An 18,977-nucleotide genomic window follows, 5' to 3' on the forward strand; every position below is an offset into this window, starting at 1 on the left:
CGTGGAGGGCGTTTTGCCAGGCCCGGCACGCCTGTGCCAGGGGGCCGATTACTTCACGGTACCGGCGAAGGTCAGCTTCAGCGGCGTCTGGTCGGCGACCGTGGTGCAGGTCGCGGTAATCGTGAAGTCGCCGACCCCTGTCGGGCTCGCGTACTGCTGGTTGGGCGTGAATCCCGGAGACAGCGCCACGGGCCCGGTGCTGGTCCACGCCCAGTTGGTGCAGGCCGTGTACTGGACATCGTTGCCGAGGTTCTTCATCCGCGCGGTCACAGGGATCGGCACCGGCGTGATCATCAGCAGAGTCAGCGGCTGTTGAGCGTCATTCACCAGCGCCCACTTCGGCTGCTCGGTCACATTGAGGTTGGCAGTCGGCCTGGCGGCGATCCTGGTGCTCACCGCGGTGACGGCCAGCACGCTCTGCACGGGCCCGGTGCCGTTGGGCAGGCTGGTGCTGACGGTCACATCGTGCGTACCCGCAGCTTCCGAGGCGGACAGCGTCGGTGACGTGCTGGTGTAGGTCCAGGTGCCGTCGAAATCAGCCGTTGCATCCTGGTCGTCGTTGCGCAGCACGCGGGCGCTGAACTTCGCCGGGTAGCCGTTGAGCACCTGCAGCGCATCGACCGGCTGGCCGCCCTGCGTGGTCACCACGCGATAGGTGAAGCTGCCGTTCTTCTGCACCGTGACCGCGATCACGCCGCCCAGCGCATGGCCATCGGGCGCCGTCACCGAGACCGAGACGTTCGCCGAGGCAATGCTGGTGGCAGAGCTGTTGCTGGCCTTGAGCGAGGCGCTGTTCTGGTTCGCCGTCACCTGCACTGCCGAGCCGCTGCTCGACCACGCCCAGTTGTTGACGCTGGAAGAGACATCGACGCCGTTGCTGTCGATCAGCGATACCTTGACCGGCAGCACCTGGCCATCGGACATCGAGAGGTTGCTGTTGGGAATCGACAGGCTGTAGCTGACCGCCGAAGCCGGAACCACGGTCATGGTGGCGGTCTGCGCCGGCAGCGTAACGGTCGAGTTGTCCGCGGCCTTGACGGTTGCCACCACCTGCACTGTAGTTGTACCAACGGCCACGCCGGTGACCAGGGCGCTGCCCGGCGTCGTGGCGCTTGGCACGACCGTGGCGATCGAGTTCTCGCCTGAGGTCCAGGCGAAGCTGGTATTCGAGGTCACGTCCACGCCGTTGCTGTCGATGGCGAGGGCGCTGATTGTTATGGTGCGGCCCACACCAACTTCACCCGAGGCAAGGCTCATCTTGACCGAGTACGTCAGCGGCGTCGCCGTGCCGGCGTTCGGCGTGGTGGGCGCGCTGGAACCGCCGCCGCCTCCGCCTCCGCACGCCGCCATCAGGAATGTCGTCGCTGCGCATGCAAGCCAGGATGTCCACGCTCTTACCTTCATGATCTTCCCCCTATGGTTGCTTTTTCCCGCGCTACCAGCCTAGGCACAACGGCGCCTGCGCAACACCGGCCAGACGACTGAGCGTCAGCGCACAGAACGTGCGGCTTCTCATACCTCCGTCGAGGCCTCACCTACTCAGGGGCGATCCGTGCGAGCGTTCTGCAGGGGTGTAGGATTCCGTTCACAACCGTTTGGTGCAGGAACGCGGCTGGGTGGCGCAGATGTCATCGGCCTGTCAGGCCAGCCATTTGCGATGGCACAACGCGGCGCTTGACCACTGCGGCCCGGCTCGACTACTCTTTCGTGAGCACGCAGCCCCCGCTGCGCGCGCAACCATACCGAAGCGGCCCAGCGCCCTTCACCTTCCAGGCCCGATGAACCTTCAGTCCAGCACCTTCCGCCAGGCTACCGATGCGTCCCGCATCGCTGCCCGCGCGCGCGCGCTGTCCGCACTGGCATCGTGCCGCGCCCTGCGCGCTTCCTCGCTACTGCTAGATCTACCGATCGGTTGCCGGGCCTAGGGCCTCGTGGCAGTTCGGCAGCCTTGCGCCACCTTTTTTCCGTGTTTTTCTCTTTTGTCTTCCCCAAGCGAGGAAGGAGAACCCCATGTTGCGCAATCCCGCCGTCAAGTACCAGCCCGCCGTTACCGTAGACATTCCTGACCGCACCTGGCCCAGCCAGCGCATCACGCGTGCCCCGATCTGGATGAGCACCGACCTGCGCGACGGCAACCAGGCGCTGATCGAGCCGATGAACCCCGCGCGCAAGTTGCGCTTCTTCGAGCAGCTGGTGAAGATCGGCCTCAAGGAAATCGAAGTGGCGTTCCCCGCGGCATCGCAGACCGATTTCGATTTCGTGCGGATGCTGATCGAAGAAGATCGCATCCCTGACGATGTCACCATCGTGGTCCTGACGCAGTCGCGTGACGAGCTGATCCGCCGCACGGTGGAATCGGTACGCGGCGCCGCGCGCGCAATGGTGCATCTCTACAACCCGATCGCGCCAGCCTGGCGGCGCCTCGTCTTCAACGCCACGCGTGAAGAGATCAGGGAGGTGGCCGTCTCAGGCACGCGCCTGATCAAGGCACTGACGGACGCCATGCCGGAGACCGCATGGTCGTACGAGTATTCGCCCGAGACCTTCAGCCTGGCTGAACTCGATTTCTCGCTGGAGGTGAGCGACGCGGTCTCTGCCGTGTGGCAGCCGGGCCCCGGCCGCCCGATGATCCTGAACCTGCCGACCACGGTGGAATGCAGCACGCCCAACATCTTTGCCGACCAGGTCGAATGGATGCACCGGCGCCTGGCGCGCCGCGAGGATATTGTGCTGTCCGTGCATCCGCATAACGATCGCGGCACGGCGGTGGCCGCGGCCGAGCTTGCGGTGATGGCCGGCGCCGATCGCGTGGAAGGTTGCCTGTTCGGCAATGGCGAACGCACCGGCAACGTCGACCTCGTCACGCTCGCGCTCAACCTCTATACGCAAGGTGTCTCGCCCAACCTGGACTTCTCCGATATCGACGAGGTGCGCCAGTGCGTGGAGCACTGCAACCAGCTTCCCGTGCATCCGCGCCATCCGTACGTGGGCGACCTGGTGTTCACCGCCTTCTCGGGCTCGCACCAGGACGCGATCCGCAAGGGCATGGCGCAGCAGCAGCCGGACGGGATCTGGGAAGTGCCATACCTGCCGATCGATCCGGCCGACCTCGGCCGCAGCTACGACGCGGTGATCCGCGTAAACAGCCAGTCCGGCAAGGGCGGCATGGCCTACCTGCTCGAGCAGGTGCACGGCATCTACATGCCGCGCCGCTTGCAGATCGAATTCAGCCGCGCGGTGCAGGCGATGACGGACGACACCGGGCAGGAGGCCAGCGCGGACGATCTCTACACCCTGTTCCGCCGCGAGTATCTGGAGCACGAAGCCCCGCTGTGCTATGTCTCGCACCAGATGGTGTCGTGCAGCGACGGCGCGGTGGAGATCGAAGTCGAGCTGGTGCGCGACGGCAAGCCATGCAGCGTGCGCGGCAGCGGCAATGGGCCGATCGATGCCTTCGTCAGCGCGCTGGACATGCCCGTGCGCGTGATGGACTACCACGAGCACGCGATGACCGCTGGCGCCGATGCACGCGCGGCGTGCTATGTGGAAGTGCGCGTGGGTGAATCGCCCACCGGATTCGGTGCCGGCATCGATGCCAATCTGGTGACGGCCTCGCTCAAGGCGGTAGTCTCGGGTATCAACCGGCATTTGCAGGCCGGTGTGCGGGACTGCCCGAGCGAGCGGAAGCCGGCCATCGCTGCCTGACGTCGCCGCGGCCGCGCACAGAAAACCGGTGTGCCCCGCCCCCACGGGGCACACCCGGAAAGACGCCCTTGCGGACGCCCACGACATGCCCGGTGCGAGTCCGCTGCATTGGCTGCAGCGACCTTTCGCACAGCGTAAGACGAGGCGAACCGCCGCGCCACGAATAAATCCGCATGTGTTTAGAAGGGACGATGCTCGTGCAAAACGGGCCCACTGTGGCGCCACTGCGACGCGCTGCGCCCCGTTCCGTTCTGCTTGTTCTGGGTCAATGTCCGGTCAGGACCCCTCCGCCAAACTGGGCGCGAATTCCTACCAGACCAAGCCAGAACAAACCATGAAGCTCTCTCTTCGCACCCGGGTCACCTGCACCGCCATCGCCGCCTGCGCCATGCTGGGCGCCTTCGCCACCCCCGCCGCCGCGGCCGATGCCGAGGCCCAGGGCAACTGGATGGTCCGCCTGCGCGGCACCTATCTGGACATGGCGAACAGCTCCGACCCGGTCGGCGGCATCGGCCCGTCGGACCGCATCACGGTCAACAACAAATGGATTCCCGAGTTCGACGTCACCTACTTCTTCACGCCGAACATCGCTGCTGAACTGGTGCTGACCGTCCCGCAGAAGCAGAACGTCTACCTGGACGGAAACAAGGTCGGCACCTTCAAGCACCTGCCGCCGTCGCTGCTGGTGCAGTACCACTTCATCCCCAACGGCACCTTCCGCCCGTACGTGGGCGCCGGCCTGAACTTCACCCGCATCTGGGGTGCGGACATTGCCGGAGGCGCCCTGCAACTGGACAGCTGGAGCGTGGGACCGGCGCTGCAGGTCGGCATGGACTACAAGCTGACCAAGAACTGGTTCCTGAACGCCGACGTCAAGAAGATCTGGCTGTCGAGCGATGTGAAGGCCGGCGACGTCAAGGTCTCCAAGGTGAACCTGGATCCGTGGCTGTTCAGCATGGGGGTGGGCTACCGCTTCTGATTGACAAGTATTTCCCATGCAAAAAGGCCGGCGCTGTGAGGCGCCGGCCTTTTTTCATGGCGCAGCCCCGGCGGGTTCGACCAGGGCTGTCAGGCTGGTTAGTGCAGTTGGCGCTTTAGGTCAGAAAGTTCCGAATGCATCGAACTGACTGCATCCTTGACCTTTGCATCGAGACCGCCGGCCTGCTGGGAAGCGCGGTCTGCACGATCACCGATCCGTTCGAGATCATCAACCCACTGCCGGATCCGATCCTGATCCTTGGACGACATGACCTTCGATGCCGACTTGCATTCCTTGTCGAGCTCATCCACCCAGTTCATTAAGTCTTGTGGAATCCTCGCCTCGGCATGACAAGTCCGTGATGTCTCGCTGATGGTTTGCTGCAGATGACTAAAACGTTGCTGCATTTCACTGGCTTGCAACATGATGCCCCCTTCGTGAACATCCATCCACATGAATTCAGGCAGCAGATGACAGTGTGTTGCCCGTGCCATTGTCATTCGCCCGCATCAATCGGCTGCCAGCGAAGTTGCATTGCGCCGAAGCGGCACCCGGGCGCGCGAAGGACACTTTTTCAGTCTAGGTCAAAATCGACCGCCTGCACCGACGTGATCCGCGAGGTCCCCACAACTGGAACCCGGCACTGGTGAAGGGTATTGGTCCAGTGGACTAGGCATTGGCCGCGCCCAGCTATATCTTGAACGCAAGACAGTCCGGCGCTCGGGCGACTCGCTAGTGCTGGGGGACTGCCCGAGCGACAAGAGCTGAGCCACGGACCTGTGTAAATTGCCGGAGGCTGAAATGCTGGAAAGAAAGCGGTCTTACAAGGGATTTCCAGTGGCGCTGTTCGTGCCGGAGGTGATTGAGCATGGCACGCCAAGCGGGCGCGTCGAGATCTCCTCGCGCGATGAGGACATGGGCATCCGCTTTACGCCGGACTGGTCCCACCCGCCCGCAACGCTGCAGGAGGCAGAGGACTGGCTTTTTGCCTACGCCGCCGGGATCATCGATTGTGAACTGGCCGGCGGCTTCGGCATTGATCTGAGGAACGAGTGAGTCAGCGCCGCGACTAAGGGTCTGCGGAAGCCGGTCGGCGCGTATCCTGCGCCTGGCGCCGAAGAGGGCTATCGCTTGCCCGTCTTCCTGGCGTGCCGCGGGCCGTACTTCGGGTCGGGGATCAGGTCCTGGTCCAGGACGTCATCGATGCTTGGCGGGATTGGCGGGTGCTCTTCCCGTACTGCGCTATGATCCGCCCGGTCCGCCGGACTGTCCGCGGGGATACTCTCCGCAGCGCGGGTGATTTCGTTCCGGCCTTCCTCGGGCGCATCGTCATCATCCGGCTGGTGGCCATGGGGAACGTCGATCGGCTCCACCACGCGTTCGACGATCTGCTCGATGGCCTGTTCGATGTCTTCCCATACCTCTTCCGGTTCGATCGGATCCAGGATGCTGGGCATGACGCGATTGGCATGCGACCGATGCGGTGATTCGCTTTTCCGCGTCCTGCCCAAATCCAGTTTGGGTGGCTTGTGCATGATCAACCCCTGAGCGACCACTAAAGATTACGCGTCATGTATGGCATGCGCGTACTTGCATAATAAGCACACACAAGGCGCATAGTGAAGGACAGGTGCGGGATACGGTACTGCCCGGCACTGGAGTCACGACTTTCGCGTCCCTCGCCTTACCCGCTCCATGTATTTTCCTGAAGCGACCTCGATTCGCACCGTATCGCCTTCCTTGATGAACTGAGGAACCAGAACTTTCATGCCGTTCTCGAGCGTGGCCGTCTTGAAGGTAGCGAATTCATGCTCGCGCAGGCCCTGCGGCGTGGACACGATGGTTAGCTCGACCACAGGGGGAATGCGATTGTGACGGGCTCGCCCTCATAAAGCTGCACAGGGATTCGCATATTGGGCTGAAGAAATTTTTCGTATGCGCCCATGGAGAGTGATTGTCATACCATTAAGTTCGCAGCGTGTGGCAGTGGGCCGAGGCGGATGGCCCGGCCAGCCACGAGGAGGCCAACATGTTTAAGCATATCCTGGTGCCTACCGATGGATCGGTACTCTCCGACGCCGCCGTTCGCATGGCCGTGACACTCGCCAAGGCATTTGAGGCGAGGATCACTGGATTGCATGTCATCCCGGAATTCCATGTCTTCACGCATCGGGTTGACATGCTGGAGGATAGCCAGGAACGCTACGCACAACTTGCCGAAATGCATGCGGAGCGGTATCTGGCGGTGGTCGCACAAGCGGCTCAGGAAGCGGCGGTAGCATGCGAGACGATCAGCGTTACCCACGATCACCCCTATGAGGCGATCATTCGGACCGGAGAGGAACGCAACTGTGACCTCATTGTCATGGCGTCGCATGGCCGAGCCGGCCTTCAGGGGCTACTGATCGGCAGCGAAACCCAGAAAGTCCTGACGCATTGCCGAATCCCGGTTTTCGTGTTTCGCTAGTGGACAAGTGTCCTTTCCCGCAAATAGCTTGATATCAATTGCATTTGCGGGACAGGACACTATCGGAAGGCAGGCTCGTCGAAGCTGCGCAGCTTGCGTGAATGCAGCTGCTCGACGCCGTTCTCGCGCAGGATGCGGATGGCTTCCAGGCCGATCGTCATATGCTGGCTGACGCGCTGGCGATAAAAGGCGTTGGCCATGCCGCGCAGCTTCAGCTCGCCATGCAGGGGCTTGTCGGACACGCACAGCAAGGTGCCGTAGGGTACGCGCAGGCGGAAGCCATTGGCGGCCACGGCCGCGCTTTCCATGTCGATGGCAATCGCGCGTGACTGGTTGAAGCGGGCGTACAGCGACTTGGACTTCAGCTCCCAGTTGCGATCATCGGTGGAGACCACCGTGCCGGTGCGCATGCGCGTCTTCATCTCGTTGCCGGACAGGCCCGTCACGCGCGCCACGGCTTCCTGCAATGCCACCTGTATCTCGGCGATGGGCGGCACGGGCACCCAGGGCGGCAGGTCATGGTCGAGCACGTGGTCGTCGCGCACATAGGCGTGGGCCAGCACGTAGTCGCCGAGCTGCTGCGAGCGGCGCAGGCCGCCGCAGTGCCCCACCATCAGCCAGCAATGCGGGCGCAGCACGGCCAGGTGGTCGGTCATGGTCTTGGCGTTGGACGGGCCGACGCCGATGTTTACCAGCGTCACGCCGAGCTTGTCGCCGCGTACTAGGTGGTAGGCCGGCATCTGCGGCAATGCACGGGGGCGGGCAGCATCGTCGGGTTCGGCGGCGCCGAGTTCCTGCGCCACATCGCCGGGCTCGACAAAGCGCGTGTAGCCGCCGCCGTCGCTGCTGGCCATCAGCGAGCGGCCCAGCGTCACGAACTCGTCGACATAACGCTGGTAATTCGTAAACAGCACGAAGCGCTGGAAATGCTGCGGTGCCGTGCCGGTGTAGTGGTACAGCCGCTGCAGCGCCAGGTCGACCCGCTCGGCCGGGAACATCGACAGCGGCCAGGCCTCGCCGGGGACCGGCTCGAAGGTGCCGTTGGCAATCGAATCGTCGATGCGGCTCAGCTCGGGCAGCACGAACGAGGCTTCCAACTCGCGCGCCTGGGTATAGCTGATGTCGGTGGTCGAGGCCTCGATCACGAACGGCAGCGGGATCGGGCGGCGGCTCAGCCCCACCACCACCGGCACCCGGTGATAGCGCATCAGGCGGTCGATCTGGTCGCGATAGTAGTCCGACAGCAGGTCTGGCCGGGTCACGGTCGTGCCATAGACGCCCGGGTACGCCACCGTGCCCCAGGACGGCCGGCTGTCGGTCACCATGGTTTCGATGTTGACCGAGATGCCGAGGTACGGATAGCAGGCGTGGGCGGCCGACGGCAGCGGCTTGCCGCTGGCGAATGCATCGAAGCGCGCTCGCACGGCGCCGACCGACGCATCGTAGATCTCGCGGATGCGCGCCAGCGCCGCGTCGGTGTCGGAAAACTCGGCCAGCTGATCGGCCGGATGGGCGGAAGAGAAGATCGAGGCATTCATGGAGGCCATGATACCGCGCTGCAGCGCCAGCGGTGTCGCCACCCCTGTCGTGCCGCAGCAAATTGACGCGCCCGCGCCCGCTCGCTACACTCCGCCAATTGCGCGGCCGGGATTCCCGTGCCGTACTCGACTCGCGGCGCCCCCGGTGGCAAGGGGCGGCGAGGGGCCGTACACGCTTGACTGGGGGGAGCCGCCGATGGAAATCCGTAATCTGTTGCCTGAAGACATCGAGGCAGCCAGACAGCTACTGATGGCCAATGGCTGGGAGAACCGGGTCGGCAACGCGGAACGGTTCGCGCGGCTGGTGGCCAATTCCCAGCGCGTGGTCGTGGCGGTGGACAAGGGCGAGATCGTCGGCTTCGCCCGGGCGCTGTGCGACGACGTCTCCGACGGCTTCCTGTCGATGGTGGCAGTAGCCACCAGCCACCGGCGGCGCGGCATCGGCCGGGCGCTGGTGCGGCATATCATGGGCACCGATCCCGATATCACCTGGGTACTGCGCGCCGCGCGCTCGTCGGAAGCGGCCTTCTTCGGGCAGCTCGGCTTCACGCCGTCGATGGTGGCGATGGAGCGCCGCCGGCCCTGATCCGGCACTACTGCCCGCTCATCTTCCTGCGAAATTCCTCGGCAGTGCCAATCTGCCGGAACAGCGGCCCGCCCGGCGCGAACTTGTCAGCGCTGGCCAGCGGCCCGACCACCACCGGTTCAAACCCCGCATCCCGCACCAGTTGCGCAGCGACCTGCAGCGCCGCCTGGTCGTCGCCGGCAATCGGCACGGCGATCAGACCGCCGGGCCGGTGATGCTCATTGGCAAAGTTCGTCGCGCCCATGAAATTGAACGCCCGCACCACGCGCGCGCCGCGCAGGTACTTCGCCGTGGTAATGCCAATGCCGTTGCGCTGGGCTTCGTCGGCAATGGCGCCGTCTCGCTGGGCGATGGCGTTGGTGGCATCCAGCACGATCTTGCCTGACCACGCCCCGGCGTTTTCCTGGCTGAGTTGCGGCAGCGCGCCGTAAGGCGTGGCGAGGAACAGCACGTCGGCAAAGGCGATCGCCTCCGCCACCGTGCCCGAGCGCGCCAGCGGGCCGAGGCCTTCGACCAGCGGCTTGAGCGATTCCGGATGCCGTGACGAGAACAGGACCGGGTGCCCCGCCTTGACCCAGAGCCCGCCAACGGTCCCGCCGATGCGCCCGGAGCCAATCACGCCGATGCGCGCCGGCCCCGCGTTCCCGGCCGCGGCCGTTCGCTGCGCGCAGGCTGTCAGCGGCGGCAGGGCCAGCACCAGGACAGTCAGTGCACACACTCCCAGCATGCCGCGACGGTCGGGATCGACGACATCTCCTGGCTCTTGCATATGCGCTCCCCAAGGTTTGCTGCACGGCGCAAGGCCTCCCGCCGCACACGCCGCCCAAGAAACTCTAGGCGAAAAAATGACTAACCGGGCAATCGCACTTGGCGCCGCCAGCACGCTGCGCTAGATTTAGGTAGCATTTGCGCCACTTCAAGAAGTCTCCATCACTGCCGCCCGCGCGATGCGGCGCGAGAAGGGAACCCCATGGCCCAGGCCCGACGCCGCACCCGCCCGTCCCGGCATGCGCCGGGGATGGTCGCGGTTGCGCTGGCGGCGGCAATGCCTGCCGCAGCGCAGCAGGCGGGCCAGCCTGACGCGGGCGGCCCGGCCGACCAGGTCCGCAACCTGCAGGAGGTTACCGTCGTGGCCCCCACGCCATTGCCCGGCTTCACCGTCGAGCGTCAGGCTTTTCCCGCCAACGTCCAGACTGCCACCGACGGCGACCTCGAACGCGCCAAGCCTGCCAGCTTCGCGTCCTTCCTGGTGGAGAACATGAACGGGATCGTGGTCAACGACGCGCAGGGCAATCCGTTCGCGCAGGACATCCTTTATCGCGGCTACCGGCTCTCGCCCACCCTGGGTTCTGCGCAAGGACTGTCGCTGTACCTGGACGGCGTGCGCCAGAACGCGGCGCTGGGCGATATCGTCAACTGGGCCGGCATTCCGGAGGCCGCGATCAGCACGGTAACGCTGGTGCCGGGCAGCAACCCGCTCTATGGGCTCAACACGCTGGGCGGCGCACTGGCGCTGGTGACCAAGTCCGGCGAGACGCACCAGGGGGTGGAGACGGACCTCAGCATTGGCAGCTATGGCCGCGCGCGGCTCGATGTCAGCGCGGGCAAGTCCCTGGGCGATGGCTGGCACGCCTACTTCGCCGGCACCGGCTGGCGCGAGGATGGCTGGCGCGACCGCTCCGACAGCGATCTCGGCAATCTCTTCTTCAAGCTGGGCCGCTCGACCAGCGCCACCCAATGGAGCCTCAGCCTGCTCGGCAGCAACAGCCGGCTGTCGGGCAACGGGCTGACACCCGACAGCATCTACGGCCCCGACCGCCACGCCTTCTATACGGCACCGGATGTCACACGCGTGAAATCGCTCCAGCTGACGCTCAACGGCGCACACCAGTTCAATGCACAGGACCAGCTGCAACTCACCGCCTACGTGCGCAGCACGCGCTCGCGGGCCAACAGCGGCGATATCCACGACGACTACCTCGACACCCTGCTCGGCTGCCAGGGCGCCGCCGGCACCGCAGGCTGCGAAGCGGACGAAGCGCCGGCCAGTGCCGTACTCAATTCTTCCGCGGTGCGCGAGACCAGCTACGGCGTGTCGGCGCAGTGGTCGCATGATGGCGAGACGCACCGCTTCGCGCTGGGTGCGGCGCTGGACCTGAACCAGTCGCGCTACACGCAGACTACGCAGCTGGCCAGCTTCGACGCTGCGCGCACCGCGCAGGGCGATCCCGGCGTGCCGGTGGTCACAACCGCTTCGCTGGACGGCCACGACAGCACCGTCGGGCTGTATGCCACCGACACCATCCGCCTGCTTCCTCACAGCTTCCTGACGCTGGCGGCCCGCTGGAACGACGGACGCCGGCATACGGTGCTGGGCGCGCCTTCGCAGTCGGACGAACGCTTCAGCTTCTCGCGGATCAATCCGTCGGCGGGGATAGCGCACCAGTTGTCTGACCGCCTGACGATCTTCGGCTCGGCATCGCAGGGCACGCGCATGCCGACCGCGATCGAGCTGGGTTGCGCGGACCCGGCCAACGCGTGCCAGCTCCCGACCGGCCTGCAGGCCGATCCTTTCCTGCGCCAGGTGGTCACGCGCACGCTGGAGCTGGGCGGACGCTGGCAGCCGGCCGACACCACGGAACTGACCCTGGCGCTGTACCGCAGCAACAACACCGACGACATCATCTTCCAGCGCTCGCCGTTCAGCCCGCTCGGGTTTTTCTCGAATTTCCCGAAGACGCGCAACCAGGGCCTGGAACTCGGCTTGCGCCAGCGGCTGGGCCGGCTGATGCTGCGCGCGGGCTACAGCTATACGCAAGCGACCTATCAGGCGGACGGCCAGTTGCAAGCGCCGTTCGCCGCGCCGGTTGCGGTGCATCCGGGCACGCGCATGGCAGGGATCCCGCTGCACAGCTTCAAGCTGGCGGCCGACTGGCGCGCGACTGCCACCGTCAGCGTGGGCGGCGACGTGATCGTGTCGTCGTCGCGCCCGGTGGCGGGCAATGAGGACGGCGCGCTTAACGCGCAAGACTCGGGCCTCGCCCGCACCGCCGGCTACCTGCTGCTGAACCTGCGCGCGAGCTGGCAGTTCTCGCCGCGCTGGCAACTCTATGGGCGCATCGACAATCTGTTCGATCGCCGCTACGAGACCTACGGCCAGGCGGGTTTCAACCTGTTCCCAGGTGGCACGCTGCTGCAACCAGGCGCGGTCGTACCCGTCGAGCGCTTTGTCGCGCCGGGCGCGCCCCGGCTGTTCCTGGTCGGCGTGCGCTATGAATGGGACGGACGCTGAGCGGCCAACCATGAATTCGAGCAACGAGGAGACACCATGATTTCGCATTTTCCCCGCCTTCCCCGCCGTCCGCGGCATCTGCTGGCCGCCGCAGTGCTGGCACTGGCGTGCCCGGCCGCAGCCAATGCGGCGCAGGCCTACGTATCGACCGAAGGCGGCGGCATTGCCGTGATCGACCTGGACCGCCTCGAAGTCATGGCCAGCCTCCCGGCCGGTGGCAAGGGGCCGCGCGGACTGGGCGTGACCGCGGATGGCAAATACCTGCTGGCGGCCAACAAGGACACCGGCGACCTGGCCGTGATCGACATCGCGTCAGGCCAGCTGGTGCGGCGCGTGCCGATCGGACAGAACCCCGAGTTCGTGCGCGTGTCCGGCAGCCAGGCCTTCGTCACCTACGAACCCGGCGAGCGCTCTGGCCCGCCCGGCGCCGCGCCACCGCCCACAGCGAAAGGCAAAGGGGATGACGACAAACCCCTGCCGGCGGAAATCGCCGTGGTCGACCTGAAAGACTGGCGCGTCAGCCGCACCATCCGCAGCGGGCTGGAAACCGAAGGCATCGAGTTCTCCCGCGATGGCCGGCTGATGCTGGTCACCAACGAAGGCGACGATACGGTCACCGTCTACGACAAAGCCAGCGGCAGGCAGGTGAAGGTGCTGCCGATGCCCGCCGGCTCGCGTCCGCGCGGGATCAAGGCGAGCCCGGACGGCAGCCGCTACGTGGTGACGCTGGAATCGGCCAACGCGTTCGCCGTACTAGATGCCACGGACTTCCGCATGCTGCGCACCGTGCCGACGCGCACCGGGCCCTACGGCGTGGCGTTCGACCACGCCGGTGCGCGGCTCTTTGTCGCCGCATCGCGCGCCGACACGCTGCAGGTGTTCGACGCGCAGACCTTCGCGTCGCTGGCCGACATCGCGGTAGGCAAGCGCTGCTGGCATTTCAGCTTCACGCCGGACGACGCGCGGCTGCTGGTGGCCTGCGGGCGCTCCAATGCCGTGTATGTATTCGACGCGCGCACCTACCAGCCAGTGCGGCAGCTCGATGGCCTGCCGCTGAGCTGGGGCATCGTGACGTACCCGAGAAGCGTGGGTTCGATCGATTCGCCCTGAGCGGAGCGCCGCTACTTCGCCGGCGCCGCTGCGGCCTGGCTGCCCGCCAGGGTAGCCACCACGTTCTTCGCGCCCGCGTGCTCGGCAATCTCGCGCGCGCTCAGGCCTCGGTCATCGCGCATCGAGGCATCGGCGCCGCGCGCGAGCAGCAACTGCACGACTTCGCTCTTGTCGTAGCCGGCCGCCCACATCAGCGCCGTCAGGCCATGCGCGTAGCGTGCATTGATATCGACACCTGCATCGAGCAGCTGCTTTACCACCGCCGTGCGGCCCTCTCCCGCTGCGTAGATCATGGCGGTCTTGCTGACGCGGTCAGTAGCGTTCAGTTCGGCATGGCGCGCCAGCAGCATCGCGGTGATTTCCTGGTAGCCGCCGAAGGCGGCCGCCATCAGCGGCGTGACGCCCTGCAGGTTTTGCTGGCTGACATTGGCACCGTGCTCGACCAGCGCGCGGGCCATGCCGGTCAGGCCGCGCTTGGATGCGCTCAGCAACGGCGTATCGCCGATGCGGTTGCGCGAGTCCACGGCGGCGCCCTGCTCCAGTGCGCCGCGTACGCCGGCTTCGTCCCCGGCGCGCGCCGAGGCAAGGAGCCGCGCGTTCACGCTGATGTCGTCTTCGGCAAGTGCCAGGCCTGCGAGCAGGCCGAGCGCGCTCAGGCACGCCACTGAAATCCTCTGCAGATCGCGGTTCATTTCCGGCTCCCTCCGATGCCAACCAGCGCGGCGCGTTGCGCAAGACGGGTACTGCAATGCAAGGTCGTTCCCGGCCTCATGCACTGGCCCGCCCGCTTAGTCTGGTGCGTGCGAAGCACAAATTCAAGCCGCCATTTCATGCTGCAATGCACCGATTCGCCATTGTCTTCGGATCGCGCAAAGCGCGCATCGTGTGCCGGTTGTTTTGCTTCGGTTCTTGCCTATACTGCACTTCACCTCGGGCCACTTCGACGCGCGGCAGGGCCTGCTTTGCGTCGCAACGATGCGCGCCGGCTTGCGCGTTTCGCACACCCAAGCGGCCAGGTCGACAAGAATCGAATAAGGAGCGTCCCATGCTCTCACTCCCTCGCCTCTCCCGGCATGCCGTCCCCCTGCTGTTCCTTGCCTTCACTGCTTCCGCCGCGCTCGGCGCCGAGGAAATCCAGGGCGGTGCGACCACGCCCGGCGCGCCGATGTCCAGTGCACTGCGCCCGGTCACGCAGGCGCAGCTCGATGCTGCGGGCTCCAACGGCAACGACTGGCTGCACTCCAACGGCTCGTACGTGCAGACGCGCTATTACCCGGCCGCGCAAATCAACACCAAGAACGTTGCGAAGCTGCGGCCCGCCTTCATATTCCAGACGGCCGTGATGGAGTCCATGGAGACTGCGCCGATCGTGGTCAATGGCGTGATGTTCCTGACCACCTCCTACAACCACGTCTATGCGATCGACGCCGTGACGGGCAAGGAGTTCTGGCACTACAAGCACAAGATGGGGCCAATCACCACGTTCTGCTGCGGCCCCAACAACCGAGGCGTGGCCATCAGCGGCGACCGTCTCTACATGGGCACGCTCGACGCCAAGCTGGTCGCGCTCGATGCAAAGACCGGCAAGCTGCTGTGGGAAACGCAGATCGCCGATCCTGAACTCGGCTACTCCGAGACCATGGCGCCGGTTGTCATCGACGACAAGATCCTGATCGGCACCAATGGCGGCGAGTACGGCATCCGCGGCTTCGTCAAGGCGTTCAGCGCCAGCGACGGCAAGCTGCTCTGGACCTTCTATACCATCCCCGAGAAGGGACATGAAGGTGTGTGGGCCACCAAGGACGCCACCGGTCGCGACATGAAGCGCGACATCGCCGCAGAGAAGAAGATGCTGGCCGACAAGGGCGGCGACTTCTACAAGAAGCTGGGCGGCGGCGTGTGGATGGCCCCGGCTGTCGACCGCGCCAACAAGCTGGTGATCTTCGTGGTCGGCAATCCATCGCCGGACCTGTACGGCGCGATCCGCCCGGGAGACAACCTGTACACCGACTCACTGGTAGCGATCGACCTGAACACCGGCGCCTACAAGTGGCATTCGCAATATATCGCCCATGATGTCTGGGACCTGGACGCGGTCAGTCCGCCGATCCTGGTCGATGTGCGCGATGAAAAAGGCCAGATGATCCCGGGCGTCATCCACGGCGGCAAGACCGGGCACGTCTATGTGCACGACCGCCGCGACGGCCGCCTGATCCGCTATTCGCAGGCGATGATCCCGCAGGAAAACATGTGGACCCTGCCCACGCCGCAGGGCGCGCGCATGCTGCCGGGCGCCAATGGCGGCGTGGAGTGGTCGCCGATGGCATTCAACCCCAAGATGCGGCTCGCCTATGCCGCCAACCTGCATCAGCCGATGACCTACCAGGTGGAAGATGTCCCCTATCCGGGCGGCAAGCTGTGGCTGGGCGGCGCGTTCAAGACCATCCCGAGCGAGCAGCAGTGGGGCAAGCTCTCGGCGGTCAACATCGATAGCGGCAAGGTGGCGTGGGACTACAAGACCGAGCAGCCGCTTATCGGCGGCGTGCTGGCCACGGCCGGCGGACTTGTGTTCACCGGTGAAGGCAATGGCCTGTTCAAGGCGTTCGACGCCGCCAACGGCAAGATGCTGTGGCAGTTCCAGTGCGGCGCCGGCGTGAATTCGCCGCCGGTGTCCTATACGGTCGGCGGCAAGCAGTACATTGCCGTCGCAGCCGGCGGAAATACGCAGCTGGACTTCAAGCGCGGCAACAGCATCTTCGTCTTCGCCGTGCAGTAAGGCCGTCCCAAACCAATCCGATGACGGCAGCCGCCTCAACCCGTCCGCGCCGCAACATTGCGGCGCGGCGCTCAGTCGTGGCGTTCGCAGTGCCTGTCTTGCTGGCGCTGTTGGCAGCGAGCGCTGACGCCCGCGCCGACGCTGCTGCCGGGCAGGCCAAGGCCCAGGTATGCGTGGCGTGTCACGGTCCGCAGGGCAATTCGACCAATCCTGCCTATCCGCAACTGGCGGGGCAGACCGCCCGCTATCTCTACCTGCAGCTGCGTGATTTCAAGGAAGGACGGCGCAGCCACCCTGCCATATCGCCGGCGGCTGCGCCGTTGTCCAAAGAGGACATGCTGGACCTGTCCGATTACTTTTCCGCGCAGAAGCCGATGGCCTCGACCTACAAGGTCGATTCAGCGCGCGTCGCAGCAGGGCGCAGCAAGGCCGAGGAAGTGCTTTGCACGATGTGCCACCTTGGCGGATTCTCCGGGCAGAACGAAATCCCGCGGGTGGCCGGGCAGCACTATGCGTATATCGTCAACCAACTGGAAGATTTCCGGGCCAGACGGCGCACGAACGATGCGGGGAATATGACGAGCGTGTCGCGCAACCTGAGCGACGACGATATCAGGAACCTGGCCAGCTACATCACCAACCTGAACTGACGGCCTGCCGAATCCTGGGCGCGCCGCAAACGGAAACTGGCCGCGTGTTGCGGCCAGTCAGCTTTCCACCAGGCCTGGAACCCCGTTCATGGTGAAATGGGTTCCAGGCCGTCTGGTCATCCCCGCAAGAGCGGGGATCCCGTCGTCAGTGCCTGCCGTTCAGCTGCGCGCCGCTGACCACCGGCTTTGCCTTCTGCCAGTACAGCATGGGGAACCCCGCCTTGTCCGGCATCGCCCACGGTGCCGCATCGCTGTTGCCGAATGACCAGCCCAGCGCTTCATACGTCGGCTGTTGCTGCAAGTTGGACAGCCTCGTGCTCTGCCCGTCCTGGCCATTGGGATCGTTGACCGGCGTAGTCGTCAGGTGCATGTCGCCGCGTGCCAGGTTGCCGGAGAGCGTTGCCGTGGCCAGGTTGCCGGCGATGCGATGGACGTCCGTCTTGCCGGGAGCGCCCGCCATGTTGGGCGCCGATGCCACGCTGGCCCTGATGCTGCCGTTACTGATCAGGCCGACCAGCCCGCCAACCTCGTCTTCCGCCGCGGCGCCGGATTCCGAGTAGCAACGGAGGATGTCGGTGGAATAGGCGGCGCCCACCAGCCCGCCAAAGCGGTTGCCGCTGACGTCCGGACCCGACGACTGGACGTTGGCCATGGCCATGTAGCTATCCGTGATCTGGCTGTCGGTGGCGTAGCCTACCAGCCCGCCGACCGCCGCCTGCCCAGGGGACGACAACACACTGATGGAGGCATAGCTGCCGAAGATGGCGCTCTTGTTCATGGCACCAACGAGCCCGCCTGCGTCGCCGCCGGTAGCCGTCACGGCAATGCCGGCCGGCGTTGTCACCCCGACGTTGCGCAGCTCCGCGCCTTCCTCCAGGATGCCCGCGATCGCCCCGACGTCCCGCATGCCAATGATCCCCGGGCTGGCTACGCGGACCTCGAGATTGCTGATCCGTCCGCTTGCCACGCCAAACAGGCCAACCGCCATGCTGCCGCCCCGGTCGATGCGCAGGCTGCTGATAGTGTGACGATTGCCATCCAGCTGGCCCGAGAACCCGGCGCCGCCCTGGTTGCCGATCGGCAGCCAGCCCAGCCCGTCGGCACAGTGCACCATGGTCCGGCTCGAGCATTCCGAGCCCGGCGCTCCGGTGTTCCAGTTGCCCAGGTCGATATCTGCTACCAGCTTGTAGGACTTGTCCAGCCCGAGGCGGATCGCATCGAATCCCGACGCCGAATCGATCAGCTTGGCGTGGGCTGCGTCGCTGCCGTCGCCGTCCCAGATCGCGTACAGCACGATGTCCTGCACGACCGCGAACTGCGCGAGCTCGGCCGGGCTGTACGAAGTGCCGCTGCCGTCGGGCCGCGTGTTCCAGCGATAGAAGGCGGTGTACGCGGTGTCGGTAATGGTCGGGATGTTCTGCGACAGGTCCACCACGGTGCCGGTGCTCACGGTGCCCGTCAATGTGGTGCCGCCGCCGGCGAAGACACCGGCGCCATTGGCGTCGAGCGTGTAGGTGGAGCTGCCCTGCCAGCGCGCGTAGACGATGCTGCCGTCCTGCAGGATGGTGCCAACACTGACGGGTTCGCCCGCGCCGGCCTCGGTCGTGCTCCATGCCACGAACAGGCTGTTCTGGCGCACAGGTGCGGGCGGCAGCGCCTGCACCGCGCCGTCATCCCCAAGCACGCTCACGTACGTACCGCTGCCGTCGGGGAAGCTGCCGCCCACGGCGTCAAAGGCGAGCAAAACCGATTGCAATTGACACCGGGAGTCATATCAACGCGGCGACCCCTACCTGCGCACCTTGCTCATTCACGGCGCTCGGATCGTGCTGTGCCATCTGCGCCGAAAGAACCAGCCTGGCTGGGCGCTGACG

At 65.5% G+C, this 18,977-nt stretch carries 17 protein-coding genes; 9 read left to right on the top strand and 8 right to left on the bottom strand.

The genetic code is table 11. The features are described 5' to 3' along the window. Positions 1-48: 48 nt before the first annotated feature. Positions 49-1,350, bottom strand: coding sequence for a hypothetical protein (locus RM96_RS01770; RefSeq protein WP_238587033.1), 1,302 nt, complete (start codon positions 1,348-1,350; stop codon positions 49-51). A 660-nt stretch (positions 1,351-2,010) separates the two neighbouring features. Here RM96_RS01770 and leuA point away from each other — a divergent pair. Both leuA and RM96_RS01780 read left to right on the top strand, forming a co-directional pair. Further along, entirely contained in the window at positions 2,011-3,705 is a 1,695-nt protein-coding gene (leuA, locus tag RM96_RS01775; protein ID WP_039007046.1) for a 2-isopropylmalate synthase, read from the top strand. Between the two features lie 334 nt (positions 3,706-4,039). Next, positions 4,040-4,684 (top strand): OmpW/AlkL family protein, encoded by a 645-nt coding sequence (locus RM96_RS01780; protein ID WP_039007070.1) that lies wholly within the window; start codon positions 4,040-4,042, stop codon positions 4,682-4,684. A gap of 98 nt (positions 4,685-4,782) precedes the next feature. On the opposite strand, the gene RM96_RS01785 is transcribed toward RM96_RS01780, so the two are convergent. Beyond that, the gene (locus RM96_RS01785; RefSeq protein ID WP_039007072.1) at positions 4,783-5,109 is read right to left on the bottom strand and encodes a hypothetical protein; all 327 of its coding nucleotides are present in this window, start codon (positions 5,107-5,109) and stop codon (positions 4,783-4,785) included. 376 nt (positions 5,110-5,485) lie between these two features. Here RM96_RS01785 and RM96_RS01790 point away from each other — a divergent pair, with 376 nt between their 5' ends. After that, positions 5,486-5,740 carry a hypothetical protein gene (locus RM96_RS01790; protein ID WP_039007047.1) on the top strand — a complete coding sequence of 85 codons (255 nt, stop codon included), beginning with the start codon at positions 5,486-5,488 and terminating at the stop codon, positions 5,738-5,740. Positions 5,741-5,808: 68 nt separating this feature from the next. Here the strand turns inward: RM96_RS01790 and RM96_RS01795 are convergent, their stop codons facing one another. Together RM96_RS01795 and RM96_RS39775 are read right to left on the bottom strand one after the other, a co-directional pair. Then, positions 5,809-6,141, bottom strand: coding sequence for a hypothetical protein (locus RM96_RS01795; RefSeq protein WP_039007049.1), 333 nt, complete (start codon positions 6,139-6,141; stop codon positions 5,809-5,811). Positions 6,142-6,345: 204 nt separating this feature from the next. Beyond that, on the bottom strand, positions 6,346-6,522 hold the full coding sequence (locus RM96_RS39775; RefSeq protein ID WP_238587035.1) for a hypothetical protein: 177 nt from the start codon (positions 6,520-6,522) through the stop codon (positions 6,346-6,348). Positions 6,523-6,713: 191 nt separating this feature from the next. On the opposite strand from RM96_RS39775, the gene RM96_RS01805 reads away from it, so the two are divergent. Beyond that, positions 6,714-7,151, top strand: coding sequence for a universal stress protein (locus RM96_RS01805; RefSeq protein ID WP_039007074.1), 438 nt, complete (start codon positions 6,714-6,716; stop codon positions 7,149-7,151). Between the two features lie 59 nt (positions 7,152-7,210). Here the strand turns inward: RM96_RS01805 and RM96_RS01810 are convergent, their stop codons facing one another. Continuing rightward, the gene (locus RM96_RS01810; protein ID WP_039007076.1) at positions 7,211-8,698 is read right to left on the bottom strand and encodes an AMP nucleosidase; all 1,488 of its coding nucleotides are present in this window, start codon (positions 8,696-8,698) and stop codon (positions 7,211-7,213) included. Between the two features lie 187 nt (positions 8,699-8,885). Here RM96_RS01810 and RM96_RS01815 point away from each other — a divergent pair, with 187 nt between their 5' ends. Then, positions 8,886-9,275 carry a GNAT family N-acetyltransferase gene (locus RM96_RS01815; RefSeq protein WP_039007051.1) on the top strand — a complete coding sequence of 130 codons (390 nt, stop codon included), beginning with the start codon at positions 8,886-8,888 and terminating at the stop codon, positions 9,273-9,275. Between the two features lie 7 nt (positions 9,276-9,282). Here RM96_RS01815 and RM96_RS01820 read toward each other — a convergent pair whose 3' ends face one another. Then, complete coding sequence (locus RM96_RS01820) at positions 9,283-10,044, bottom strand: NADPH-dependent F420 reductase (protein ID WP_039007053.1); 762 nt, start codon at positions 10,042-10,044, stop codon at positions 9,283-9,285. Between the two features lie 201 nt (positions 10,045-10,245). On the opposite strand from RM96_RS01820, the gene RM96_RS01825 reads away from it, so the two are divergent. Both RM96_RS01825 and RM96_RS01830 read left to right on the top strand, forming a co-directional pair. Then, entirely contained in the window at positions 10,246-12,567 is a 2,322-nt protein-coding gene (locus tag RM96_RS01825) for a TonB-dependent receptor (protein WP_039007054.1), read from the top strand. Positions 12,568-12,603: 36 nt separating this feature from the next. Next, on the top strand, positions 12,604-13,677 hold the full coding sequence (locus RM96_RS01830) for a YVTN family beta-propeller repeat protein (RefSeq protein ID WP_039007056.1): 1,074 nt from the start codon (positions 12,604-12,606) through the stop codon (positions 13,675-13,677). 11 nt (positions 13,678-13,688) lie between these two features. Here RM96_RS01830 and RM96_RS01835 read toward each other — a convergent pair whose 3' ends face one another. Further along, complete coding sequence (locus RM96_RS01835) at positions 13,689-14,369, bottom strand: ankyrin repeat domain-containing protein (RefSeq protein WP_039007058.1); 681 nt, start codon at positions 14,367-14,369, stop codon at positions 13,689-13,691. Positions 14,370-14,722: 353 nt separating this feature from the next. On the opposite strand from RM96_RS01835, the gene RM96_RS01840 reads away from it, so the two are divergent. Continuing rightward, positions 14,723-16,453: a pyrroloquinoline quinone-dependent dehydrogenase gene (locus RM96_RS01840; RefSeq protein WP_039007060.1), complete on the top strand. Its 1,731-nt coding sequence runs from the start codon at positions 14,723-14,725 to the stop codon at positions 16,451-16,453. A 20-nt stretch (positions 16,454-16,473) separates the two neighbouring features. Next, positions 16,474-17,103, top strand: a complete 630-nt coding sequence (locus tag RM96_RS01845; protein ID WP_063925960.1) for a c-type cytochrome — start codon at positions 16,474-16,476, stop codon at positions 17,101-17,103. A gap of 145 nt (positions 17,104-17,248) precedes the next feature. Here RM96_RS01845 and RM96_RS01850 read toward each other — a convergent pair whose 3' ends face one another. Continuing rightward, on the bottom strand, positions 17,249-18,847 hold the full coding sequence (locus RM96_RS01850) for a GLUG motif-containing protein (RefSeq protein ID WP_039007062.1): 1,599 nt from the start codon (positions 18,845-18,847) through the stop codon (positions 17,249-17,251). Positions 18,848-18,977: the final 130 nt, after the last annotated feature.

Origin of the sequence: Cupriavidus sp. IDO (assembly GCF_000812465.1) — a bacterium.
In the GTDB taxonomy this organism is placed as follows: Bacteria; Pseudomonadota; Gammaproteobacteria; order Burkholderiales; family Burkholderiaceae; genus Cupriavidus.